Here is a 20,816-nt window from a genome sequence, read left to right as displayed (position 1 = left end):
CGTCAGGATGCGCTGAGCGCATCCACGTAGAACCAGTCGCGCCCCTCGCGCGCGAACCGCGAGACCTCGTGCAGGCTCCCCCGCTCGCTGCCCTTGTAGTACGCGACGAACTCGACCACGCCGTCCCGGTCGAACGGACCTCCGCGCTCGGTGCGCTCGATGTCGAGGCGGTACCAGCGGAGCCCGGGGTCGAGCTCAAACTCGTCGGGTCGCGTGGACGGGTGCCAGCTCCGGAGCAGATACGCGGCGTCGCCGAGGGCGAAGGCGCTGAATCGGGACCGCATCAGCCGCTCCGCGGTCGGGGCCGGCTCGCCGCGGTGCAGCGGACCGCAGCAGGCGTCGTACGTCTCGCCGCTCAGGCAGGGGCACCGGGTGGTCACGCATCGAGCCTAACCGGCCGCGCCGAGCGGGGTGGAGGTCCGGCCGGAGCCCGCGTCGGGGGATCCCGGGCACCGGCCGGACCGAGGACACCTCACCAGAAAGGGTGTCTGCGACGAGTGTGCCGCAGAACCTTGGAGAAGGACTCCGGAACGGCTGAAGGACTTCGCAGACGCGGCGTGAGGCGGCGACGGTGTAGCGTTGATCGCATGGAAGGTCTGCTCATCGGATTCATCTGGCTCGTCGTGATCGTCGGCGGCGGGATCGCCGCAGCCGCGATCGTCCAGATGGTCAAGTCGCCCTACCGCGACCGCTAGACCGCGACCGGCGGCCGTCCGCGCCGCCCGTCGGCCCGCTGCACCACCGGCCCCCATAGCCCAATCGGTAGAGGCAGGCGACTTAAACTCGCCCGAGTGTGGGTTCGAGTCCCACTGGGGGTACCGTCCGATTCGACCCGTTTCGCCTTGAAAACACTGGGATCTACGACATCGACCAGGGCGGCCCGTGGGCCGTTTGCCCACATTTTGCCCACAATCGAAGAGCGTTCGACGTCATCAGAACGCCTGCCGAACGAACCAATCGCGTAGAAGCGGCATCAGATTGCCCACCGGTCTGCCGCTGAGGAGATCCCCGTAGGCGACCTCAGCAGGGCCGCCGGGGTGACGCCGGTCAGGCCACTCGCGCACGAGTTCGGAGAGCGGTCTCCACGTATCAGGCGGGATCACCAGCGGCAGCGCGAAGGGCACCGTGAAGCCCGCCGGCCGGGCCATGACGATGCTTCCGTGGGCCAGGGCGTTGCGTGCGAACCGAAGAGGCAGCAGCAAGCGGCCCGCGGGGTCGATGTCGCGGGGAGTGCTGTAGGCGTCACCGTTCACCTTGGCCAGCCGCTCATCGAGTGCGACGGCCCAGAACGCGAAGGTACCGAGGCGCACATCCAGCGTGTCGGAGTCGCCCTCGATGGCCTGCGCCATTGCTGAGAGCGAGAGGTGAAAGGCGGCGGGGAGGATCACGTCGCCACTCGAGCCGCCGCAGCGCGCACCGCGTGATCGAGCGCGGCCGACACGGCATCGAGGTCGTCGTCGAATAGGTGACCGTACACGTCGAGCGTCATGGCCGCTGAGGCGTGGCCGAGCATCCGTTGGACTGCCTTCACGTTGGCCCCCGCGGCGATCGCGAGCGACGCAGCGGTGTGCCGCAGGTCGTGGATGGTGAGTTCGGCGGGGACGCCCGATCGCGCCTTGGCGTAGACGAACCAGCCGTCCGCCCACGACGGCGTGATGATGTGGTTGTGACCGTCGCCGAATACGAGCTGCTCGCGCGTCTTGCCCTCGCATTGGCGGGCGAGGTCCGTGGCGAGGAACTGCGGGAACGGCACCGAGCGGACGCGGTGCGACTTCGGTGTGCCGACGATGACCTCAGAGCCGACCTTCACGGCGTTCTCGTCGACCTGTAGGCGGCGACGCAGCAGGTCCAGGTGCTTCACCCTCAGACCGGAGGCCTCGCCCCAGCGAATGCCCGTGTACGCGAGCACGCGCACGAGAGTCGCGTACTGGCCAGCCTCGCTCGCCAGCGCCCCGACCTGCTCGTGCGTGAGGTAGACGTGCGCTTTCTTGGTCTTCCTCGGCAGGACGACCCCGCGGGCAACGTTCCGCGGGATGCGGCGATCCTTCATGGCCACGTCGAGGACGCCCGCGAGGATTCCGTACGCGCGCAGCACCACGCTCGCGCTGCGCTCCTGGGAGAGCTCCGCGACCCACTGCTGCACGTCCGAATGCGAGATGTCAGCGAGGCGCACGGCCTCCCACCTTGGAGCGACGTGCAGCCGCCAGGTGATCTCCAACGGCCGGTACGCGCTGGGCTTCAATGCCGTCTCGCGTCCTCGGAGCCACGCCGGCGCGCGTTCGCCGACCGTCACCCTGGCTGCTGCCGCCTCGATGAACTCACCGGTCGCCTTGCTGACCTCGACGGACGCCAGGAACAGCTCCGCCTCGCGTTTGCTCGTGAAGCCGCGCTTGTCGGTCTGCCGATGGTCGGGCGTGCGATAGCGGACCCGGTAGCGGCGGCCGGCGGCCGTGTCGTAGGCGGTGACGCTACCCATTAGATGGCGTCGCATCCCGTGGTCGCTCGATGAACCCCTGCTCCTTGGCCGCTGCGATCCATCGTGTCGCAGTGCGCTGAGGCAACGACAGAACGTCCACCACCGCCTTGTTGGGGGATGCGCCCATCGCCCTGGTATACGAGTACACGAGCCCCACCCAGAGCAGCGCCTGCTCGGTTGGACCATTCGCCCTCAAGGCCGCAACGTCGGTGCGGGGCATATTTGCGAATACGTCGGTAGCAAGGGCCAGCTTTTGTTCACCAGACGGCTCGCCGACAACCATTGAGACCGATTGCGCGGTGATCAGCAACAAGAGCTGTGACGGCGAGACCAAGCGAAGATCACCAGCCCCAACTCCGGACTGCGCGGTGAAGGTCACCGAGGTCAGCTTGTACTTGAGCTGGCGATCATCCCACTCAGCGTCTCCGAGCACCCTCAAGCCCGACCCCTTCCCCACATCTACCTCCGCGCTTGCTCGTCTGGCCACCGCCAACCCTGGCGAAATCAAGTCGTATTTCTTGCGGTCGAATCGTTCGCCGCCGAATTCAAAGTACATGAAAGCAAGTGTATGCGGCCACACCTTGCGGATCGTGGCCATCGGCGCCTAGGATCATGCTGGCCATGCTGCGCAAATCATGGCCACATCCTGAAAGGACGCACGATGACTGAACAGACCCAAACCGCCGGAAAGCGAGAGGTCTACCTCTCGCCGGAGCAGGTGTGCGAGTTGATTCCGGGCATGACGCGCGCACTGCTCGCGCAGATGCGATTCCGTGGCGACGGCCCTCCATTCATCAAGGTCACACCGAAGAAGGTCGTATACCGCGAGTCCGCGATCGACAGCTTCCTCGACTCCCGCGAGCGGACCAGCACGGCCGCAGCGTCGTGACCGAGTTCCGCGGGAAGGTGCGCGACCGCGACCCGGAGCCGTCGTGGGATGCGGCTGAGTTGCAGACCGAGGATCGGGTCGCGCGGGTGCAGGCGGGCATCCTCGCTGTGCTAATGAATCACCCGACCGGGCTGAGTGATGAGCAGATCGTGGACCACTACGAGGCGCAACGGTTCCTGCATCCGTCGTTGCCGAACGTGACCGCGCAGTCGCTCCGCACGCGGCGGAAGGCGCTGCAGGTCGAGGGCAGGGTCCGGGCGACCGGGCGACGCGTCCCGACCCGGCACGGGGCGACCGCGGCCGTCTGGGTCGCATGCTCCCCCGAACAGAAAGATGCCCCGGCGGCCAGGCCGGGGCAATGACCGAAAACCTACGAAGGAAAACGATCGTGAGCAATCATACGCTGACCACCGAAACCCCCGTCGCCGCGCTGCGCGCGCCGTCCTGGGCGGCCACGCACGAGCGCGAGGACGCCCGCATCACCTTCCACGGCCCGCAGGTGGAGATCCCATGCGGCCAAGAGCTGCCCGCGGTGCTGTACGCCCTGATGGACGTGCACGTCGATCTAGGACGCGTCGTTCGCGAGGCGCCCACCATCTACCTGGGCCTGTACGACGACGGAGTGTTCTTCAGCGTGGAGCAGGCCGAGGAGCTCGGGGCGGCGTTGGTCGCGCTCACTGGGGAGGTCCGCCGGGATGCGTCGGAGACCGCGGCCGCGTTGAGCGCCGAGCCGGCGGAGGTGCGATCGTGACGAAGCCGTGGAGCGCGCTGGACACGCTGAAGCACACCGTGCTCGTGGTCGATGACACGATCGAGTACGCCGTCGACCTGCTCGCCGGCGGCGATCCCGGGCTGGACGACGACGACCGGGTGTTCCACCTGATGGCGAACGCCCGCGAGCAGCTGACGGCGGCGCTGACCGAGCAGATCGACGGCATCCAGTGGAACGGTGGCGTGCGGACGATCACCTCCGCCGCTGCGGAGTCTCTCTACCGGTACGACGACGGGACACCGGTCGTCGTAGACCTGACCGACGCGCGAGCGCCGTGGCGCCACTGGAGCATCTTCCCCCGGGTCCGACCGGGCTTGATGGACGAGCACTCCCGCGTTGCCAGAAGGCAGCCCGACTTCGCACGGGTCGTTGCCGACGACGAGGAGGGCCGCTGAGCGTGGGATTCCAGCTGGCCGAACTCGCCATGCGGGTGACCGCCGTGCGCGGGCCACAGAAGGCCGTCCTGCTCGTCGTCGCAATGCGCGCCGACGACGGCACGGGCGAGCTGTTCCCCAGCCAGCAGACTCTCGCGGACCATGCCGGCGTGTCGGTCGCGACGGTCGGCCGCACTCTCGCGACGTTCGAGGCGGACGGGCTGATCAGCCGGTCCCGGCGGACGCCGAAGCACGGCTATCGCACGACCGATCTGATCGTCATCGACGCGCGCAAACTGGAGGGCTACACGTCACACAGCAACGTAGCTGGGAGCAACGTAGCTCCCAGCTACGTTGCTGACAGTACGGAGCTACACGTCACACAGTACGGAGCTACACGTCTGGGGGACGCCTACACTAAGGAAGAACATTCAGAAGAATATTCAGAAGAATATTCAGATACGCGATCGACCAATTCGACCGCCGATGATGTCACCCAGACGGACACCATCGCCCGCACCGGCCCGGAGACGGACGACGGCGACACAACCGCCGAGGAGCGCACCACAGCGGCGCGCCGTTCGGTCGAGGACGAGTACGCCGAGTTCTACAAGGCATTTCCCCGGAAGCAGGGCCGCGCGCCCGGCCTCACGGCGTACCGGGTCGCGCGGAAGACGACCGACGCCGCCACGTTGATCGACGGCGCACGCCGATACGCCCGCCGGAACCGCGGCACCGATCCCCGGTTCTTGAAGTTCCCGGCCGGGTGGCTCAAGGACGAGCGCTGGACGGACGCCGAGGAACTGCCCGCGCCGGACAGCCCCGCAGCTGGCGACCAGGGCGACGGGGGGCCCTCGGCGGACTGGCGGGACCGGTTCAACAACCAGGGCGCGGAGTGCCTTCGCCATGCCGGGCATCCCCGCGTCGGCTGCGGCCGTTGTGCGACCGAGGAAGCTGAAGTGGCCCGCGCCGGACCGAGGGCGGGAATCGATCCCGCCGACCCCCAGACCACTGACGAAAGCAGCACATCATGACCAGACCATCCAGCGACCCGGACACCACGCCGCCCGGCCCCGACGCCTCGGCGGCCGCGGAGGACACCATCGCACCGCCCGACGACGCCCACGACGCCCACGACGACCCCGCCGACCCCGCCGACGGCGACGACACGACCGCCGACGAGACCGCCGACGACGGGAGCGCGGACGACGCCGCAGACCGGACCCCGAGCAGCGAAGCGGCCCGCCGCCGGCGCGAGCTGCGCGAGACGCAGGCCGAACTGGAGTCGGCCCGCGCGACGGTCGCGAGACTACAGGCGCAAGCGCTCAACACCGCAGCGACGCCGCCGGTCGAGGTAGGCGGGAACCTGTGGCGACTCGCGGTGCCGGAAGACCTGTTCGACATCGCCGGCCATCGCATCGAGGACTTCACCACGGACGAGGGCACCATCGACACGACGAAGGTCCAGACAGCACTCCAGGAGCTCCACGCCGCCCGCCCGCGCCTGTTCGACCAGGTGCCCCGTCCCGCGCCGCACGACCCCGTCAAGGAGGCACTGGACCGGATGAGCACGCCGACTCGGTCGAGCCGGGGGTCGTCGTGGTCGTCGCTGATTCGGGACGGCGGGAACCGGTGAACACGACCGCCCGCGACCGCTGCCGCCCTGGTAGACTGGCAACGCCTCCAGATTGTCGCGCCGGGTGCGGACGCTGGAGAGCACGGAGCCCCCGCGGGGCACCGCTCACGGACAGGTGCCGGAGCGTCATCGAACACCAATTCGACACGCCTCGGAGGCACCATGCCTAACTCGCCCACCCTGTCCATCTTCAACACCCACGAGGCCGGCCCGCTCATCATCGAGCCACTGCAGGCCGCGTCCCTCGCTATCCAGCTCACCACAAACGTTGAGACGGAAGGCAACGACTACCGAATCCCGGTCATCACCGACGACCCGTCGGCTGCGTGGCTGAACGAGAACGAGGAGATCCCGCTCTCGGAGCAGGCCGCGGACCAGGAGATCGTCACACCGGCCAAGGTCGCCGGCCTGTCGGTCATCTCCAACGAACTCGCGAACGACACCCACCCCGAAGCACATGCCCTGATCGGCGAAGGCCTCGCCCGCGATATCGGCCGGAAGGTCGACGCCGCGTTCTTTGGTCCCGTGCCCAGCGCTGGATCACCCCAGCCGCGCGGACTCACGGCGGTACAGGGCGTCCAGGTCATCACCGCCGACCCCGCGGCCGGCACTGACGCCTTCGTCGACGCGCTGGCAGCCGCGGAGTCGGCCGGCTCGACCGTCGACGCATGGGTCACCGACCCGGCCACAGCGAAGGCACTGGCGAAGCTGAAGCAGGGCCAGGGCTCGAACCTGCCCCTGTTCGGCACCGGCGCCGCCAACGGCATCCAGCGCGACGTGCTCGGCGTACCGCTGCACGTGTGCCAGTACATGACCCCTGGCACCGCATGGGGCATCCCGAAGGCTCGGACCTTCACCGTGCTCCGCCAAGACGTCACGATCGACGTCGACCGTTCCCGCTACTTCGAGTTCGACCAGACTGCGATCCGCGCCGTCCTCCGCATCGGATACGGCTTCCCCCACGCCGAAGCCCTCGTCAAGATCCAGGCCACCACCAAGTAGCCGCGCCACCACGGCGCACACCACAGACCGGGGAGCGACCTCAGATCCCGCTCCCCACCCGGTGACCCGCCCAGGGATCGTCCACCACAGGGCGGGTCACCACCCACCACCACCAGGCAGGGAGGCCTCCACCCTCCCCCCACCCCAGACCTCCTAGACCGCTTCGCGTTCTGCTGCTCGCGGTGTGTACGGGTCTGGGGAAAGTGGACGCCACCGCACGATCGCACCGGTCAGGAGGCCGACGATGACCCAACGCCTGTTCGCTGGCGGCCCGCTCGCGGACCTGCTCGAGCGTCTCCGCGCCGAGGCGCTCGTCCGGATCGCGGAGCTGCCGACCCAGAACGCGCTCGAGGCGACCGCGGAGCAGATCACCGGCAGCTTCCCGGACACCACCGCCGCGGTCGCCTGGGACGCCGTGACGGTCGCCGTCGACGAGCAGCGCGGGACCGTCGTCGCGCGCATCCGCGTGCCGTTCACCGGCGACTCGACGCTGTTGCAGTACCGACCGAACCGGGTCTACCTCGGCGGGTTCAAGCCCGCCGCGACGATCGCAGGCGATCACATCGAGTCGGTCGTCCCCCGGCCGCCGACCGAGGACGGCATCCGCTCCCACCTGGCGGCCCTGCACACGGCCACGGAGCACTACCTCGCGGGTCAGCAACGCGTGATCGACCGGTGGCGGCCCGAGGCCGTGGCGGCGGTCTCTGCGGCGCTCACAGCCCGGCAGGACGCCGTGTCCGCCGCCGACGACCTCCGAGATAGGTTCCGCACCACGCCCAGCGCCGGAACGGCCGCCGGCGGCACCGGGTACGGCACCTGGACCCGCGACCAGCTCGCCGCCGAACTCCGAGACCGTGAGCTCCCCCGTACCGGCACGGTCGATGACATGGTCGCCCGCCTCACCGCCGACGACCACCCCAACGACGAGGCCGCCACCCACTGACGGCCGACCGACGGCGCCCGACGCGAGCGGGCGGTACGGACCCGTCGCGTGTTCCCGTCGGGATCATTTTCGCGGCGCCGCGAAGATGCTCGTTCTCCCCGGCTGCAGCTACGTCGATCCCTGCCCACATTTTGCCCACAATCGCCCACGAATCGGCTAATCGAACCGCATCCACCGTGCATAAAAAACCGCGAGAATTCGCGGATTTGGGCCGCAAGCCGCCTGCGCGCCGCGTCCGAAATTGGGTTCGAGTCCCACTGGGGGTACTCGGTCGGCGCGGATGCATCGCGATGGCGGGCCGGTCGCCGAGGTCAGCTCGCGCTCCTCCGGCGACGGCCGGACACGATCGCCCAAGGGATCAACGCCAGCGCCACGATGACCGCCGCGGCCCCGAACGCCGCGAGCACCCGCGGCCGCAGCAGCCACGGTGTCGCCGGCACGATGCGGAGGTCGCTCGCATAGCTGTCGGCGATGGTGGTGCCCGATCCCGTCGCCGCGTTGACCGCATCCAGGAACAGCTCGGCCGACAGCTGCGGCCCCGGCGCCGAGGTGGGAACGCCGGGGGCGAGCTGCACACGGAACAACACCTGATCGGTGCTGTGCGGGGCGATCGACAGACCGCCATCCGGCTCGACGTAACCGCGGATCACGTCGTCCTCCGCCGTGGAGCCGGTCAACTCGACGGGATGGAACGGGCCGGCCTCTCCCGAGAGCGAGTAGTCGACGTGCAGCTGGGACGCATCCACTGGCGTACGGCTGCCCTCCGCCGGGAAGACGTCGAGCTCGACGCGTGCCCCGTCGATCCGGTCGGACGCGGGGTTGGTGAAGGTGGCGGTGACGTAGCGGGCATCGCCGCCGGCCTCCAGGGCCGCCGGGAAGTCGGTGTCGGCGTTCGGCGCGGTCGCTGCGGTGGATCCCTGGTAGACCCGGCTGATCGCCGAATACCCGCCCTTCGCCTCCAACGCCACGAGCGCGCACACGACCGGATCGCCCGAGCCCGTGTAGGTGGCGGTGGCGCGACCGTTGCCGTCGGTGGTCGCCGTCGTCGCGGCGAAGGTCCCGCAGGTGCCGTCGCCGCGGACCACGTAGGTGCTCAGCGTGATCCGGTCTCCGACGACCGGCTCGCCTGCCCGGTCGACGATGCTCAGTTCGAGAGTCGCAGCGTCCGTGTCGTCCAGGCTGTTCGGTGTGACGTCAGTGAAGATCTCGGCGACATCGTCCGGAGCCTCGGACGGATCCGTCGTGGCCTGCGTCAGGCTCTGCGCGCAGCCGAAACCGGCGCCGTACGCATCGAAGGAGCCGTTGCTGAACTCTGTCTGGGTGTAATACGGGTGGCCGTTGATCAGCTGGTTGTAGAGGGTGCCATACGGATCGGACGGGTCGGTCGACCCGAGCGCCGTCCCGAAGTCCTCGGCGCACAGGTCGCCGATCTCGTGTCCGGTATCGTCCAGCCACGCCGGATTCTCCGTGTCGGGATCCGTCATGGCCTCCGCCAGTTCGTGGCTGAGGGTGCTGATCGAACCGTCGAGAGCGAGACTGCCGTTCGGGGCCTGGCCTGCGTCGCAGTTGACCGCCTCGAAGGGTTCGTTGCTGTACACCACAGCCCGCTCGCCCTCCCCGAACATGCGGTGGTAGCCGCAGAACGTCGATGCGGAGGTTGTCCCGTCGCGATCCTGCGCCTCCACACCTGGCGGGAGGAAGACCGGCGTGAAGCGGTCCATACCGGTCGCCACCTGCCCGGTGGCGACCAGCCGAGCGAGCTCGGTGCGTAGCTCATCGTCGGTCAGACAGACGCTGCTGATGTCGTCGTCGGGCGTGCATCCCGCCCCCGGGAAGGCGGTCGGGTCGTAGACAGGCGCTGCGTCGGTAAGCCGATAGTCGAGCGGAGCCGTCTCGCCATCCGCGTCGCCCGGGTACTCGGTCGCCAGGGAATAGACGTTGGCGTCGCCGCCGCTGTCCACGGCGACGTCGTGCAGGTAGAGCAGGATGCCGTCCACATAGCCCGGAGGGAACGCAAAGCCATCGGGCGCCCAGAACACCGGCGTGATCACGATGCCCGTGTCACCGGAGGTGTCCATGACCGGGCCGCCGACGTAGTCCATCGGCGGGGCGCATCCATCGCAGTAGTGGCCGTCGCGGTTGCCTCCGTCCGCGAGCTCGCCCTCGGCAGTGACCGAGGCGACGGTCGGGCTGGCGGTCGCGGCTGCGAGCACGAGGGTGAGGACGGCGACGGCGGCCGCCGAAGCCACAGCGGCCGGCCACCGGCGACCCGCCTCCCGGTCTCCACGTCGGATCCGTCCTGTCATCACGCCACCGCCTCGCTCGCCCCGTGACCGCGCGATGCGGCACTGCAAGCACAACCGTGACATCCGCCGCCTCGACCCGAAATACAGCTCCTGCGCGGCGACGCCGGACTCCTCGACCAAACGCCGAAGGCCCGGTCCCTGAGGGGACCGGGCCTTCGTGCGGCGTTCGCTCCGCGAACTACTTCGCGGTGACCTCCGCCGGCTGCTTCTCGGCAGCGGGCTTCTTGCGGGCCGGAGCCTTCTTCGCCGGCTCCTCCGGAGCGGCCTCGACGGCCGGCTTCGGGCGGGCGGCGAACTCCTCGAAACCGGCGCGCGGGTGCTGCACGGCCTCGAGGGAGACGATGTCGCGTCCGAGCCAGAAGTTGTTCCACCAGCCCCAGATGACGCGCCACTTGCGCTCCCACGACGGCATGGCCAGGCCGTGGTAGCCGCGGTGCGCGAGCCAGCCGATGACGCCCTTCATGGCGATCTTGCCGGACTGGAGCACGCCGACGCCGACGCCGAGACCCGCGACCGCGCCGAGGCTCTTGTGGTAGTACTGGCGCGGCAGCTCGCCGCGCAGCGACGCCACGATGTTCTTCGCGAGCAGCTTGCCCTGGCGCACCGCGTGCTGGGCGTTCGGCACGCAGTAGCCGCCGACGCCCGCACCGGTCAGGTCGGGGACGGCCGAGACATCGCCGGCGCCCCAGGCGTCCTCGACGATCTCCTCGTCGGTGCCGACGCGGAGGTCGGCACGGACGCGGAGGCGGCCGCGCTCCTCGATCGGGAGGTCGGTGTGACGCACGATCGTCGGGTTCGCCATGACACCGGCGGTCCAGACGATGAGGTCGGTCTCGAAGCTCTCGCCGGTCGACAGCTGGATGACGCCGTCCACCGCGCTGGTGAGCTGCGTCTCCAGGTGGATCTGCGCCCCGCGCTCCGCCAGGTTCTTGATCACCCAGTGGCTGGTCTTGAGCGACACCTCCGGCATGATCCGGCCCATGGCCTCGATCAGGTGGAAGTGCGTGTCCTCGAACGACAGCTCCGGGTAGCGCTTCAGCAGCGTGCTGGCGAAGGAGCGCAGCTCGGCGAAGATCTCGATGCCGGCGAAGCCACCGCCGACGACCACGACGGTGAGGAGGCGGTCGCGCTCCGGGCCGGCCGGCATCCCGGCGGCCTTGTCGAAGTTGGTGAGGAGCTGGTCGCGGATGTACACGGCCTCCTCGATGTTCTTGAGGCCGACCGCCTGGTCCGCGACACCCGGGATCGGGAACGTGCGCGAGACGGCACCCGCCGTGACCACGACGATGTCGTACTCGAACTCGTACGCCTCGCCGACGGGCGGCTGGATGGTCGCCACCTTGCGTGCGTGGTCGACGTACGTGACCTTCGCCGTGATGATGTTCGTGGTCTTGAGGTGGCGGCGGTGCGCGACGACCGCGTGACGCGGCTCGATCGAACCCGCGGCGACCTCCGGGAGGAACGGCTGGTACGTCATGTACGGCAGCGGGTCGACCATGGTGACCTCGGCCTCGCCCGGGCGGAGCTGTTTCTCGAGCTTCCACGCGGTGTAGAAGCCGGCGTATCCGCCGCCGACGATCAGGATTTTGGGCACAGTGAAGCGTCTCCTCTAACCGATAAGTTTGGGCCTTACATTACTCCTTGCTGCGCATCCGCCTGAAATGCGACCAGACGCCGACGCCGCCGAGGGCGACGAGAGCGAGAAAGCCGGCAATCAGACCGAACGGCAGCCAGAATGCGGTGAGGACGCTCCATTGCGGCCAGAAGAACCGATTCCATGGTAGCGCGCGCTCGGGGGTCAGTTTGGCCGGGACGGGCGCGGCCTGCGGATCGCCGCCCGGAGCGGGGGTCGACGGCGCAGGCGTCGAGGGCGATTCCGCCCGTCGGTGGATGCGGATCCAGTCGCCCAGATCGCCCATCGGGTTCGCGGTGACATGCGGGACGGAGGCCGTGACCGCGGCCGCCGCATCCAGCAGTCCGTAGCCGTAGATCGGGCTCGGCACGGTGCCGCCCGCGGGTTTCGCTGTGCGAATGATCCGCTCGATCACATCCGGGGCCTTCAGCTCGGGATGCGCGGCGCGCACGAGCGCGACGGCCCCCGACACGAGCGGCGCGGCGCCGCTGGTGCCCGCCCACTGCACGTATCCTCCTCCCGGGTTCGCGCCGACGAGCTGCTCGCTCGGCGCCGAGACGCCGATCGTGATGCCCTGGGCGGACGCGTCGAAGCTGGCCTTGCCCGCCCGGTCGACCCCGGCGACGGTGAGTACGCCCGGGATGGTCGCCGGCGCCCCGACCTCGCTGGTGCCGCTCCCCCGGTTGCCCGCGGCGGCCACGATGACCACGTCGTGCGAGAAGGCGTACTGGAACGCCTCATCCCAGCTGGTCGGCCAGTCGAGCGTGTTGCGGGTCAGCGACATGTTGATCACCGACGCGCCGTTGTCCACCGCCCAGCGGACGGCCTCGGCGATCTGCTCGTCGCTGCCGACCGGTCCCATCGCCTTGCCCAAAGCGACGGACGCACTGAGGATGGTGGCGTCCGGCGCCGCGCCCAGCACGCCGCTGTCCGGCCCGGTCCCCCGGCCGGCCAGCAGGGAGGCGACCCAGGTGCCGTGGTTGGCGCTCTCCGCGTCGCCGAGCGGCTTCTGGCCGGAGGCGGCGCCGACCCCGGAGACATCCGTACCGCCGACGACCGCGCCGGCGAGGTCGGGAACGGAGCCGTCGACGCCGGTGTCGATGACGGCGACCTTCACTCCAGCGCCACGTGTCGTGTTCCAGGCCTGGGCGAAGCCGTAGTCGTTCAGCCAGTACTCCAGGTCGCGCACCTGGTCGGCGCGGGCGGCCGTGGCGGGGACGAGGGTGGATGCGATGGCGATCGCGGCCGCGGCGGCGACGGAGGCGAGGCGGCGGGCCGGGTGTGTGCGGGCCGGCCGGGCGCGAGCGCCGCGCGGGCGGACCGAGGCCGCCGGGCCGCCTGCGGCGACTCGGGGCTGACGTGCGGCCGACCGCCGCATCCGGTCGCCCACCAGGCGTCCTAGCCGGCGACGTCGATGCGGCACTCGCATACCGCGGGCGACCAGTCGCCGCGGGCGAGCGCCAGGTCGCCGATCGGGTTGACTCCCGGGCCGGCGGCGAGGGCGTGTGCGGCGAGGGCGTGCAGGCACTTCACGCGGGAGGGCATGCCGCCCGCCGAGATGCCGGCGATCTCCTCCACCACGGCGATGGACTCGCGGTCGGCCAGGTACTGCTCGTGCGCCGCGCGGTAGGCGGTCGCGACGTCGTCGTCCTCCGCGAGGAGGTCGTTGTACTCGGCCATGACCTGGGTCGCCTCGAGCGCCGACATGGCCGCGGTCGCGGCGGGATGCGTCAGATAGTAGAACGTCGGGAACGGTGTCCCGTCGTCCAGGCGGGGCGCTGTGGAGACCACCGTCGGGCGGCCGCACACGCAGCGCGCGGCGATGCCGACGACATTGCGGGCGGGACGGCCCAGCTGCTCGGAGACGACGGCGATGTCCTCGTCGGTCACGGGGTCGAACGGGGGTCTGGTCATGGCGTTACTTCTTCGGGGTGGGCGACCCGGTGGCGGGGGCCGTCGGGTCGGGGGCCGGGGTTCCGCTCAGCTGCTGCGGGGTCGCCTGCGTCAGTCCGGCGCCCATGAAGGAGCCGAACAGCGAGCCGACCCAGTCGGTCTGCGTCTTCACCAGCTTGGAGCTGACGGGGGTCGTATCCTGCTTCGCCGCCGGCGGACGGTCGTCGATGACGAGGTAGCTGACCTCGCCGGGCATGACGTAGTACAGCCGGTCGCGGGCCTGGGCGCGCAGGTAGCTGGGGTCGTTCCAGCGCGCGCGCTGGTCCTTGAGGGTGTCGACCTGAGCGGCGAGCTGGTCGACCGCGTGCTGCTGGTCGGCGATCTGCTGCCGCTGCGACAGGAACGCCTGGACGGTCGGCGCCAGGATGAGCACCGCGAGCACGAGGACGCCCATCATCACGAGCGAGAACGCCGAGAAGTGCAGCTGGCGCAGCCAGCGGCCGGTGCCGGTCGGGCGCGACATGCGCACCGGGACGCGTTGCGTGCGCGGCTTCGGCATGGGCCCTCCGGTACGGGATGCTGGTGGCGGATCGGGACCGGGCGGCCCCCTCCCATCGTAGGCGATGACGTCCCTTCGACCCGTGGCGGCACGGGGTGTCGGGATGCGCTCAGCCGGCGGCCAGGATGCCCACGAGACGCACGGCGCCGAGCGCGACCAGCGCCCCGCCGCCGACGAGGAAGACCAGGCCGAGCGCCCGCGCGTCGCGTGCGCGGAAGCGGCGGTGCGCATCCTCGTCGGCGAAGAACTCGGCGCTCCGGTCGGGACGCAGCAGGAGGAATAGCCCGAGGAGGGCGAACAGCGCCGCGAGCGCGAGGAAAAGGACGAGCGGGACGACCTCCGACTCCGTGGTCATGCGGCGCTCCGGCCGAGGCGGTACGCGAAGCCGGCCGCCAGAGCGAGACCCGCGCCGGCGACGAGCACGGGTACGAACAGGAGCGGCGACCCGAGAGCTTGCGCGAGCGGCCTGGCGACCGTGAGCACGACCGCGAACACCCCGAACCAGACGGCGCCGCGGCGCCATGGAGGGTGCGACGCGCGCACAGCGATCCGGGCGACCCACGGAAGGTCAGGCGCGGCCGCGCGGTATCCGACGACAGCCCAGAGGAAGATCGGGAACGGGCCGAGGAGCACGAGGAACGCCAAGGCCGCCAACGCGGCCTCGGCAGCCACCCGGTACCTGCGGACCCACAGGGGCTCTAGCGTCGCGTAGGCGCACCACGCGCAGATCCCCAGGCTGACGGCAGCGGCGAGGGCGACGACGGACGCGACGAGGAGGTACACCGCGTATCCGAGCGTCTCGCGCGGCGCTACGATGAGCACCGCCGCGACAGCGCCCAGCGCCAAGAGCGCGGCGGGGAGGACGGCCTCGTACCAGCGGAGGGGCGCCCCGATGGGCGCCTCGACCTCCCCCGCGTCCCCGTCCTCGTCGATCCGCACCCCAGCACCCTACCGTCGGGCGCCCTCCCGCGGCCTCGAGGTGCACGTAGTTGCGCGCGACACGCCGTGCGGAGGCGCAACTACGTGCACCTCACGCAGCCGAAGACGCGGACGGCCCCCGGGGGAACCCCGGGGGCCGTCCGCGCGGGTGCGGTTACGCGGTGAAGCGCGGGAAGGCGCTGCGGCCGGCGTAGACGGCGGCGTCGCCCAGCTCCTCCTCGATGCGGAGCAGCTGGTTGTACTTCGCGACGCGCTCGGAGCGGGCCGGGGCGCCGGTCTTGATCTGGCCGGCGTTGGTGGCGACGGCGAGGTCGGCGATCGTGGTGTCCTCGGTCTCGCCGGAGCGGTGCGAGAGCACCGCGGTCATGCCGCTGCGCTGCGCGAGCGACACGGCGTCGAGCGTCTCGGTCAGGGTGCCGATCTGGTTGACCTTGACGAGGATGCTGTTGGCCGCGTGCTTGGTGATGCCCTCGGCGAGGCGCTTCGGGTTGGTGACGAACAGGTCGTCGCCGACGAGCTGCAGCTTGGTGCCGAGCTCGGCGGTGAGGTGCGCCCAGCCCTCCCAGTCGTCCTCCGCCAGCGGGTCCTCGATGGAGACGAGCGGGTAGTTCGCCGCTAGCTCCTGGTAGTAGGCGCTCATCTCGGCGGCGGTGCGCTCCTGGCCCTCGAAGCGGTACACGCCGTTCTCGAAGAACTCGGTGGAGGCGACGTCGAGGCCGAGGGCGATGTCGCGGCCGACGGTGAAGCCGGCCTTCTCGATGGCCTCGGAGATCAGGTCGAGCGCCGCGCGGTTGTGCTCGAGCTCCGGGGCGAAGCCGCCCTCGTCGCCGAGACCGGTGTTGAGGCCCTTCGACTTCAGCAGCGCCTTGAGCGAGTGGTAGGTCTCGACGCCCCAGCGGAGGCCCTCGGAGTAGGTCTCCGCGCCGAGCGGGAGGACCATGAACTCCTGGATGTCGACGCCGGTGTCCGCGTGTGCGCCGCCGTTGATGATGTTCATCATCGGGACGGGCAGGACGTGGGCGTTCGGTCCGCCGACGTAGCGGAACAGCGGCAGGTCGGCCGAGTCGGCCGCGGCCTTGGCGACGGCGAGGCTGACGCCGAGGATGGCGTTGGCGCCGACGCGCTTCTTGTTGTCGGTGCCGTCGAGGTCGATGAGGGCCTCGTCGACCAGGCGCTGCTCGGAGGCCTCGAAGCCCTCGATCGCAGGTCCGAGCTCGTCGAGCACCGCATCCACGGCCTTGAGCACGCCCTTGCCCTGGTAGCGCTCCTTGTCGCCGTCTCGCAGCTCGTAGGCCTCGAACGCCCCGGTGGACGCGCCGGACGGGACCGCGGCACGGCTGACCGTGCCGTCCTCGAGGAGCACCTCGACCTCGACGGTCGGGTTGCCGCGCGAGTCCAAGATCTCGCGAGCGCCTACAGCTTCGATTGCAGCCACAACTGTCTCCTTGCGTGGTTTTTCGTGGGTTTTACGACGTCAGTCTAGTGATGCGAGGTGAGCCGCTCAGTTCAGCGGTTTGACCTCGAGGGCGGCCGCATCCGCCGTGTCCGCGTTGACGAACGCGAACGAGCGGAAGCCGGCGGCGGCCGCGCGGTCGAGCACGGCCTTGAGGTTCTTCGCCCGCCGGTCGAGGCGGACACGCTGCCCGCGCGCGATCAGCTCCGATTTGATCGCGACGAGGCGGTCGAGCGGCACGGCGGGATCGTAGACGAGCACGACGGACTCCGCGGAGGCGTCCTCGGGCAGCTCGATGAGGTCGACGACCCGCTCGAAGCCGATGGAGAAGCCCGCGGCGGGCACGTCGGTGCCGAGGAAACGGCCGATCATCCCGTCGTAGCGCCCGCCGCCGCCGACCGAGCTGCCGGAGCCGGGGTGCGCGATCTCGAAGATGGTGCCGGTGTAGTAGCCCATACCGCGCACGAGCGTCGGATCGAACCGCAGGGCGACGCCGGGCGGAAGCGTGTCGAGCGCGTGCGCGAGCGCCTCCAGGTCGGCGACGGCGTCGGTGTCCATCCCCTCGGGGAGGATGCCGGTGATCGCCTCGACGGTGAGTGCGACGCCGCCGTCGGCGAGGTGCGGCTCCAGGTCGGCGAGGATGCCGCCGAGCACGGCCGCGGAGTCCGCCCCGCCCTCGGCGAGCTCGGCGACCACGCCCTCCGCGCCGATCTTGTCCAGCTTGTCGATGGAGATGAGCACCTGCGGCCACCGCGTCTCGTCGAAGCCGCAGTACTCGAGCAGGCCGTTCAGGATGCGCCGGTCGTTGATGCGGATCGTGCAGTCGCTGAGGCCCAGCGCTTCGAGCGCCGCAGCGGTCGCGGTGATCAGCTCCACCTCGGCCAGCTGAGTCGCTTCGCCGATGATGTCGATGTCGCACTGCACGAACTGGCGGTAGCGGCCCTTCTGCGGACGCTCGGCCCGCCACACCGGCGCGATCTGGATGCTGCGGAACACCGGAGGGAGCTCGGCCCGGTGGGTGGCGTAGAAGCGGGCGAGCGGAACCGTCAGATCGAACCGGAGCCCGAGGTCGGCGAGGCTCAGCAGGTCGCCCGAATCGATGGCGGCGGTGAGGTCGTCGCCGTCGAGCCCGCGTTTCAGGATGCTGAACGACAGCTTCTCGTTGTCACCGCCGAGTCCCGAGTGCAGGCGCTCGATGTCTTCGACGACCGGGGTCTCGATCTCGTCGAACCCGTGCGCGGCGAAGCTGCGGCGGATCACCCCGAGCGCATGCTCGCGGCGGGCCTTCTCAGCGGGGAGGAAGTCGCGCATGCCGCGGGGCGGGGTGATCGGTGAGGCCATGCGTCGATTCTTCCATGAAGGCGGCCCGCGGCCGGTGCCGGAGGGTATGGTGCGCATCCACCCGCGGGCGTAAAATCCAGGCGTTGCCACCCTGAGGCTCCGCCATTGTGCGAGGCTCGGTGGCGTCCTCAATACAGGACCTGGCATGAGTCGCATCCGTCCGACCACGGCGCTTGCTCGCTGCCAGACACGGGCCGACAACGCGTCCGCCGAGACCAGGAGTGCGCCGCCGCGAGGCGCCGCCTCACCCGAATGGCGACCTGAACGGGCGGATGCGCTGCCGGCCATCTCTGCGCTCCGCCGGTCACGTGCGCTCCCCGGTCGACCGCGCGAGTCGACGGACGGGCCTTGGTCGCCCGCGATCTCTTAGGTTAGGCTTGCCTTACATCGCGCCGACCATGTCGTCGGCTGCCGCCCATCCCCATCCCTCCCGAGGAGAACCATGCTGCCTGTCCCCCGCGCCGCCCGTCGCCGATCGCGTCTCGCTGTGATCGCCACCGCGATCGTGGCCTCCGCCGCCCTCGCGCTCACCGGCTGCAGCGCTGGCGGATCCGCCGCGCAGAGCAGCTCGGACAGCGGTACCGGCGCCTTCCCCGTCACGGTGAAGAGCGCCCTCGGCGAGGCGAAGATCGACGAGAAGCCGAAGCGCATCGCGACCTGGGGATGGGGTGCGCAGGACATCGTGCTGGCCCTCGGCATCGTCCCGGTCGCCATGCCGGCGTTCGCCTACGGCGGCACCGCGGACGGCATCCTGCCGTGGGACGCCGACCGGATCAAGGAGCTCGGCGGGAAGACGCCGAAGATCATCCCCGCCGACACCGGAGAGGTGCCGTTCGAGGACTTCGTGACGGCCAAGCCGGACGTCATCCTCGCCCCGTACTCCGGGCTGACGCAGGCGGAGTACGACACGCTCAGCAAGATCGCCCCGGTCGTCGCCTACCCGGAGAAGCCGTGGTCCACCAGCTGGCGCGACCAGACCGAGATCGTCGGCAAGGCGCTCGGCATGACGAAGGAGACGGACGCCCTCGTCACGAAGACCGAGGACTCGGTGACCGCGCTCGCCGGGAAGTACCCGGTGCTCAAGGACAAGACCTTCTTCTACGCCGCCGCCAACGAGCCGGGCAAGCTCAACGTCTACCGCGCCGACGACCCGCGCGTGCAGCTGCTCAACGACCTCGGGCTCAAGAACTCCCCGAGCATCGCCTCCCTCGACTCCTCGAAGGGCGACGGCAGCTTCTTCTACCAGCTCAGCTACGAGAACCTGTCGAAGATCGACACGGACCTGCTGGTGATGTACTTCGAAGACCAGGCCGCGGTGGATGCGTTCACCTCCGACCCGCTCGTCGCCGCGATGCCGACGATCAAGGAGGGCCGTTTCGCCCCCATCATCGGACGGTCGTTCGTCGCCGCGACCAGCGCGCCCAGCGTGCTCAGCATCCCGTGGATGCTCGACCGCTACGTGCCGCAGCTGGCCAAGGCCGCCGACAAGGTCAAGTAGCGCGGATGTCCGCGAGCGTCGACGCGCCCGCCGCCGCCGGCGGGGCGGGTACCGGTCGCGCGGGGTCGTCCCCGCGCGCCCGGCGCCGCCGCCTGCTCGCGGGCTTCGCCGTCGCGGCCGTCCTGCTCGTGGTCGTCTCGGTGCTGAGCCTCATGGTCGGCGCGCGCACGATCGCCCCGGCCGACGTCGTGCACGCCCTGCTGCACTACTCGCGCTCCGACCCGGACTCCCTCGTGGTCGTGGACAGCCGCCTCCCCCGCACTCTGCTGGGACTGGTCACCGGGCTCGCCCTGGGGCTCGCCGGCACGGTCATGCAGGGGCTGTCGCGCAACCCGCTGGCCGACCCCGGCATCCTCGGCGTCAACTTCGGCGCGTCGCTCGCCGTGGTCGTCGCCATCGCGTTCCTGGGCATCACCGCGCCGACGGGGTACCTGTGGTTCGCGTTCGCCGGCGCGGCGCTCGCCTCCGTGCTCGTCTACGCCGTCTCCTCGCTCGGGCGCGAAGGGGCGACGCCGGTCAAGCTGGCGCTCGCGGGAGCGGCCGTCTCGGCCGCCCTGGGTTCGCTGATCACCGCGGTGGAGCTGACCAGCCGCGCCTCGCTCGACGCCATGCGCTTCTGGCAGGTGGGATCGCTCGCCGGCCGCGGGTTCGGGGTGCTGTGGCAGATCCTCCCGACGCTCACCGTCGGCGCGATCCTGGCGCTCGGGCTCGGGAGGCTGCTGAACGGCCTCGCGCTCGGCGACGACGTCGCCCGCGGTCTCGGACAGCGCGTGGGTGTGACGCGGGTGCTCTGCGGGGTGGCGATCGTCCTGCTCTGCGGCTCGGCGACCGCGGCGGTCGGGCCCATCGCGTTCCTCGGCCTGATCATCCCGCACATCGCCCGGCGCGTGGTCGGGGCGGACTACCGCTGGATCCTGGCGTACTCGGCGGTCGCCGCACCGACGCTGCTGCTCGCGTGCGACATCCTCGGCCGCGTCGTCGCCCCTCCCGGTGAGCTGCAGGTGGGCGTCGTGCTGGCGTTCGTGGGCGCGCCAGTGTTCATCGCGCTGGTGCGGCGCCGACGGCTGGTCAGCCTGTGAGCGCCGCACCGGTGTCCCCGCCG

General features: G+C 70.2%; 23 protein-coding genes and 1 tRNA gene. 11 read left to right on the top strand and 13 right to left on the bottom strand.

Features of this window, described 5'->3' with window-relative positions; all coding sequences use genetic code 11:
* Positions 1-2: 2 nt before the first annotated feature.
* Positions 3-380 carry a YchJ family protein gene (locus tag H284_RS0117265; RefSeq protein WP_020077213.1) on the bottom strand — a complete coding sequence of 126 codons (378 nt, stop codon included), beginning with the start codon at positions 378-380 and terminating at the stop codon, positions 3-5.
* A gap of 364 nt (positions 381-744) precedes the next feature.
* On the opposite strand from H284_RS0117265, the gene H284_RS0117255 reads away from it, so the two are divergent.
* Positions 745-818 (top strand) — tRNA-Leu (locus H284_RS0117255).
* Positions 819-932: 114 nt separating this feature from the next.
* Here the strand turns inward: H284_RS0117255 and H284_RS0117250 are convergent.
* From H284_RS0117250 to H284_RS0117240, 3 genes are read right to left on the bottom strand one after another with little or no spacing between them, the layout of a single operon-like run.
* Entirely contained in the window at positions 933-1,388 is a 456-nt protein-coding gene (locus H284_RS0117250; protein WP_039731420.1) for a hypothetical protein, read from the bottom strand.
* A complete protein-coding gene (locus H284_RS0117245) occupies positions 1,385-2,476 on the bottom strand; it encodes a site-specific integrase (RefSeq protein ID WP_020077211.1) in 1,092 nt (363 codons plus the stop codon). The genes H284_RS0117250 and H284_RS0117245 overlap by 4 nt, the downstream gene beginning before the upstream one ends.
* Positions 2,469-3,074: a hypothetical protein gene (locus H284_RS0117240; protein ID WP_029042992.1), complete on the bottom strand. Its 606-nt coding sequence runs from the start codon at positions 3,072-3,074 to the stop codon at positions 2,469-2,471. The genes H284_RS0117245 and H284_RS0117240 overlap by 8 nt, the downstream gene beginning before the upstream one ends.
* Before the next feature lie 63 nt (positions 3,075-3,137).
* Between H284_RS0117240 and H284_RS20385 the strand changes: the two genes are divergently transcribed.
* The 8 genes from H284_RS20385 (at position 3,138) to H284_RS0117200 (ending at position 8,092) form a co-directional block, all read left to right on the top strand.
* Positions 3,138-3,365 carry a helix-turn-helix transcriptional regulator gene (locus H284_RS20385; protein ID WP_020077209.1) on the top strand — a complete coding sequence of 76 codons (228 nt, stop codon included), beginning with the start codon at positions 3,138-3,140 and terminating at the stop codon, positions 3,363-3,365.
* Positions 3,362-3,727, top strand: a complete 366-nt coding sequence (locus H284_RS0117230; RefSeq protein WP_020077208.1) for a hypothetical protein — start codon at positions 3,362-3,364, stop codon at positions 3,725-3,727. Before H284_RS20385 ends, H284_RS0117230 begins: the two co-directional genes overlap by 4 nt.
* 26 nt (positions 3,728-3,753) lie before the next feature.
* Positions 3,754-4,116 (top strand): hypothetical protein, encoded by a 363-nt coding sequence (locus H284_RS0117225; RefSeq protein WP_020077207.1) that lies wholly within the window; start codon positions 3,754-3,756, stop codon positions 4,114-4,116.
* A complete protein-coding gene (locus tag H284_RS0117220; RefSeq protein ID WP_020077206.1) occupies positions 4,113-4,532 on the top strand; it encodes a hypothetical protein in 420 nt (139 codons plus the stop codon). The genes H284_RS0117225 and H284_RS0117220 overlap by 4 nt, the downstream gene beginning before the upstream one ends.
* Before the next feature lie 2 nt (positions 4,533-4,534).
* The gene (locus H284_RS0117215) at positions 4,535-5,545 is read left to right on the top strand and encodes a helix-turn-helix domain-containing protein (protein WP_020077205.1); all 1,011 of its coding nucleotides are present in this window, start codon (positions 4,535-4,537) and stop codon (positions 5,543-5,545) included.
* A complete protein-coding gene (locus H284_RS0117210) occupies positions 5,542-6,147 on the top strand; it encodes a hypothetical protein (RefSeq protein ID WP_020077204.1) in 606 nt (201 codons plus the stop codon). Before H284_RS0117215 ends, H284_RS0117210 begins: the two co-directional genes overlap by 4 nt.
* A 162-nt stretch (positions 6,148-6,309) precedes the next feature.
* Positions 6,310-7,149, top strand: a complete 840-nt coding sequence (locus H284_RS0117205) for a phage major capsid protein (protein WP_020077203.1) — start codon at positions 6,310-6,312, stop codon at positions 7,147-7,149.
* A 244-nt stretch (positions 7,150-7,393) separates the two neighbouring features.
* Positions 7,394-8,092, top strand: a complete 699-nt coding sequence (locus H284_RS0117200) for a hypothetical protein (RefSeq protein WP_020077202.1) — start codon at positions 7,394-7,396, stop codon at positions 8,090-8,092.
* Positions 8,093-8,403: 311 nt separating this feature from the next.
* Here H284_RS0117200 and H284_RS0117195 read toward each other — a convergent pair whose 3' ends face one another.
* The 9 genes from H284_RS0117195 to hisS all read right to left on the bottom strand — a co-directional run bounded on the left by H284_RS0117195 (position 8,404) and on the right by hisS (position 18,216).
* Complete coding sequence (locus H284_RS0117195; protein WP_020077201.1) at positions 8,404-10,341, bottom strand: hypothetical protein; 1,938 nt, start codon at positions 10,339-10,341, stop codon at positions 8,404-8,406.
* Between the two features lie 235 nt (positions 10,342-10,576).
* Complete coding sequence (locus H284_RS0117190; protein ID WP_018191586.1) at positions 10,577-11,992, bottom strand: NAD(P)/FAD-dependent oxidoreductase; 1,416 nt, start codon at positions 11,990-11,992, stop codon at positions 10,577-10,579.
* 40 nt (positions 11,993-12,032) lie between these two features.
* Positions 12,033-13,421, bottom strand: coding sequence for a S8 family serine peptidase (locus tag H284_RS0117185; protein ID WP_020077200.1), 1,389 nt, complete (start codon positions 13,419-13,421; stop codon positions 12,033-12,035).
* A gap of 8 nt (positions 13,422-13,429) precedes the next feature.
* Positions 13,430-13,945, bottom strand: a complete 516-nt coding sequence (locus H284_RS0117180; protein WP_020077199.1) for a DUF501 domain-containing protein — start codon at positions 13,943-13,945, stop codon at positions 13,430-13,432.
* Positions 13,946-13,949: 4 nt separating this feature from the next.
* A complete protein-coding gene (locus H284_RS0117175) occupies positions 13,950-14,483 on the bottom strand; it encodes an FtsB family cell division protein (RefSeq protein WP_018191589.1) in 534 nt (177 codons plus the stop codon).
* 109 nt (positions 14,484-14,592) lie between these two features.
* Positions 14,593-14,838: a hypothetical protein gene (locus H284_RS0117170; RefSeq protein WP_020077198.1), complete on the bottom strand. Its 246-nt coding sequence runs from the start codon at positions 14,836-14,838 to the stop codon at positions 14,593-14,595.
* Positions 14,835-15,422 carry a hypothetical protein gene (locus tag H284_RS0117165; protein ID WP_020077197.1) on the bottom strand — a complete coding sequence of 196 codons (588 nt, stop codon included), beginning with the start codon at positions 15,420-15,422 and terminating at the stop codon, positions 14,835-14,837. Before H284_RS0117165 ends, H284_RS0117170 begins: the two co-directional genes overlap by 4 nt.
* 154 nt (positions 15,423-15,576) lie before the next feature.
* Complete coding sequence (gene eno, locus H284_RS0117160) at positions 15,577-16,857, bottom strand: phosphopyruvate hydratase (RefSeq protein WP_026307240.1); 1,281 nt, start codon at positions 16,855-16,857, stop codon at positions 15,577-15,579.
* Positions 16,858-16,923: 66 nt separating this feature from the next.
* On the bottom strand, positions 16,924-18,216 hold the full coding sequence (hisS, locus tag H284_RS0117155; RefSeq protein ID WP_020077196.1) for a histidine--tRNA ligase: 1,293 nt from the start codon (positions 18,214-18,216) through the stop codon (positions 16,924-16,926).
* Between the two features lie 442 nt (positions 18,217-18,658).
* Between hisS and H284_RS0117150 the strand changes: the two genes are divergently transcribed.
* Together H284_RS0117150 and H284_RS0117145 are read left to right on the top strand one after the other, a co-directional pair.
* Positions 18,659-19,714 (top strand): iron-siderophore ABC transporter substrate-binding protein, encoded by a 1,056-nt coding sequence (locus tag H284_RS0117150; RefSeq protein ID WP_020077195.1) that lies wholly within the window; start codon positions 18,659-18,661, stop codon positions 19,712-19,714.
* 5 nt (positions 19,715-19,719) lie between these two features.
* Positions 19,720-20,793 (top strand): FecCD family ABC transporter permease, encoded by a 1,074-nt coding sequence (locus tag H284_RS0117145; RefSeq protein WP_018191595.1) that lies wholly within the window; start codon positions 19,720-19,722, stop codon positions 20,791-20,793.
* The last annotated feature ends 23 nt before the right edge of the window (positions 20,794-20,816 follow it).

It is taken from the genome of Cryocola sp. 340MFSha3.1 (assembly GCF_000383315.1).
Classification (GTDB): Bacteria; Actinomycetota; Actinomycetes; order Actinomycetales; family Microbacteriaceae; genus Leifsonia.
This window is presented reverse-complemented; position numbering and strand designations above follow the sequence as displayed.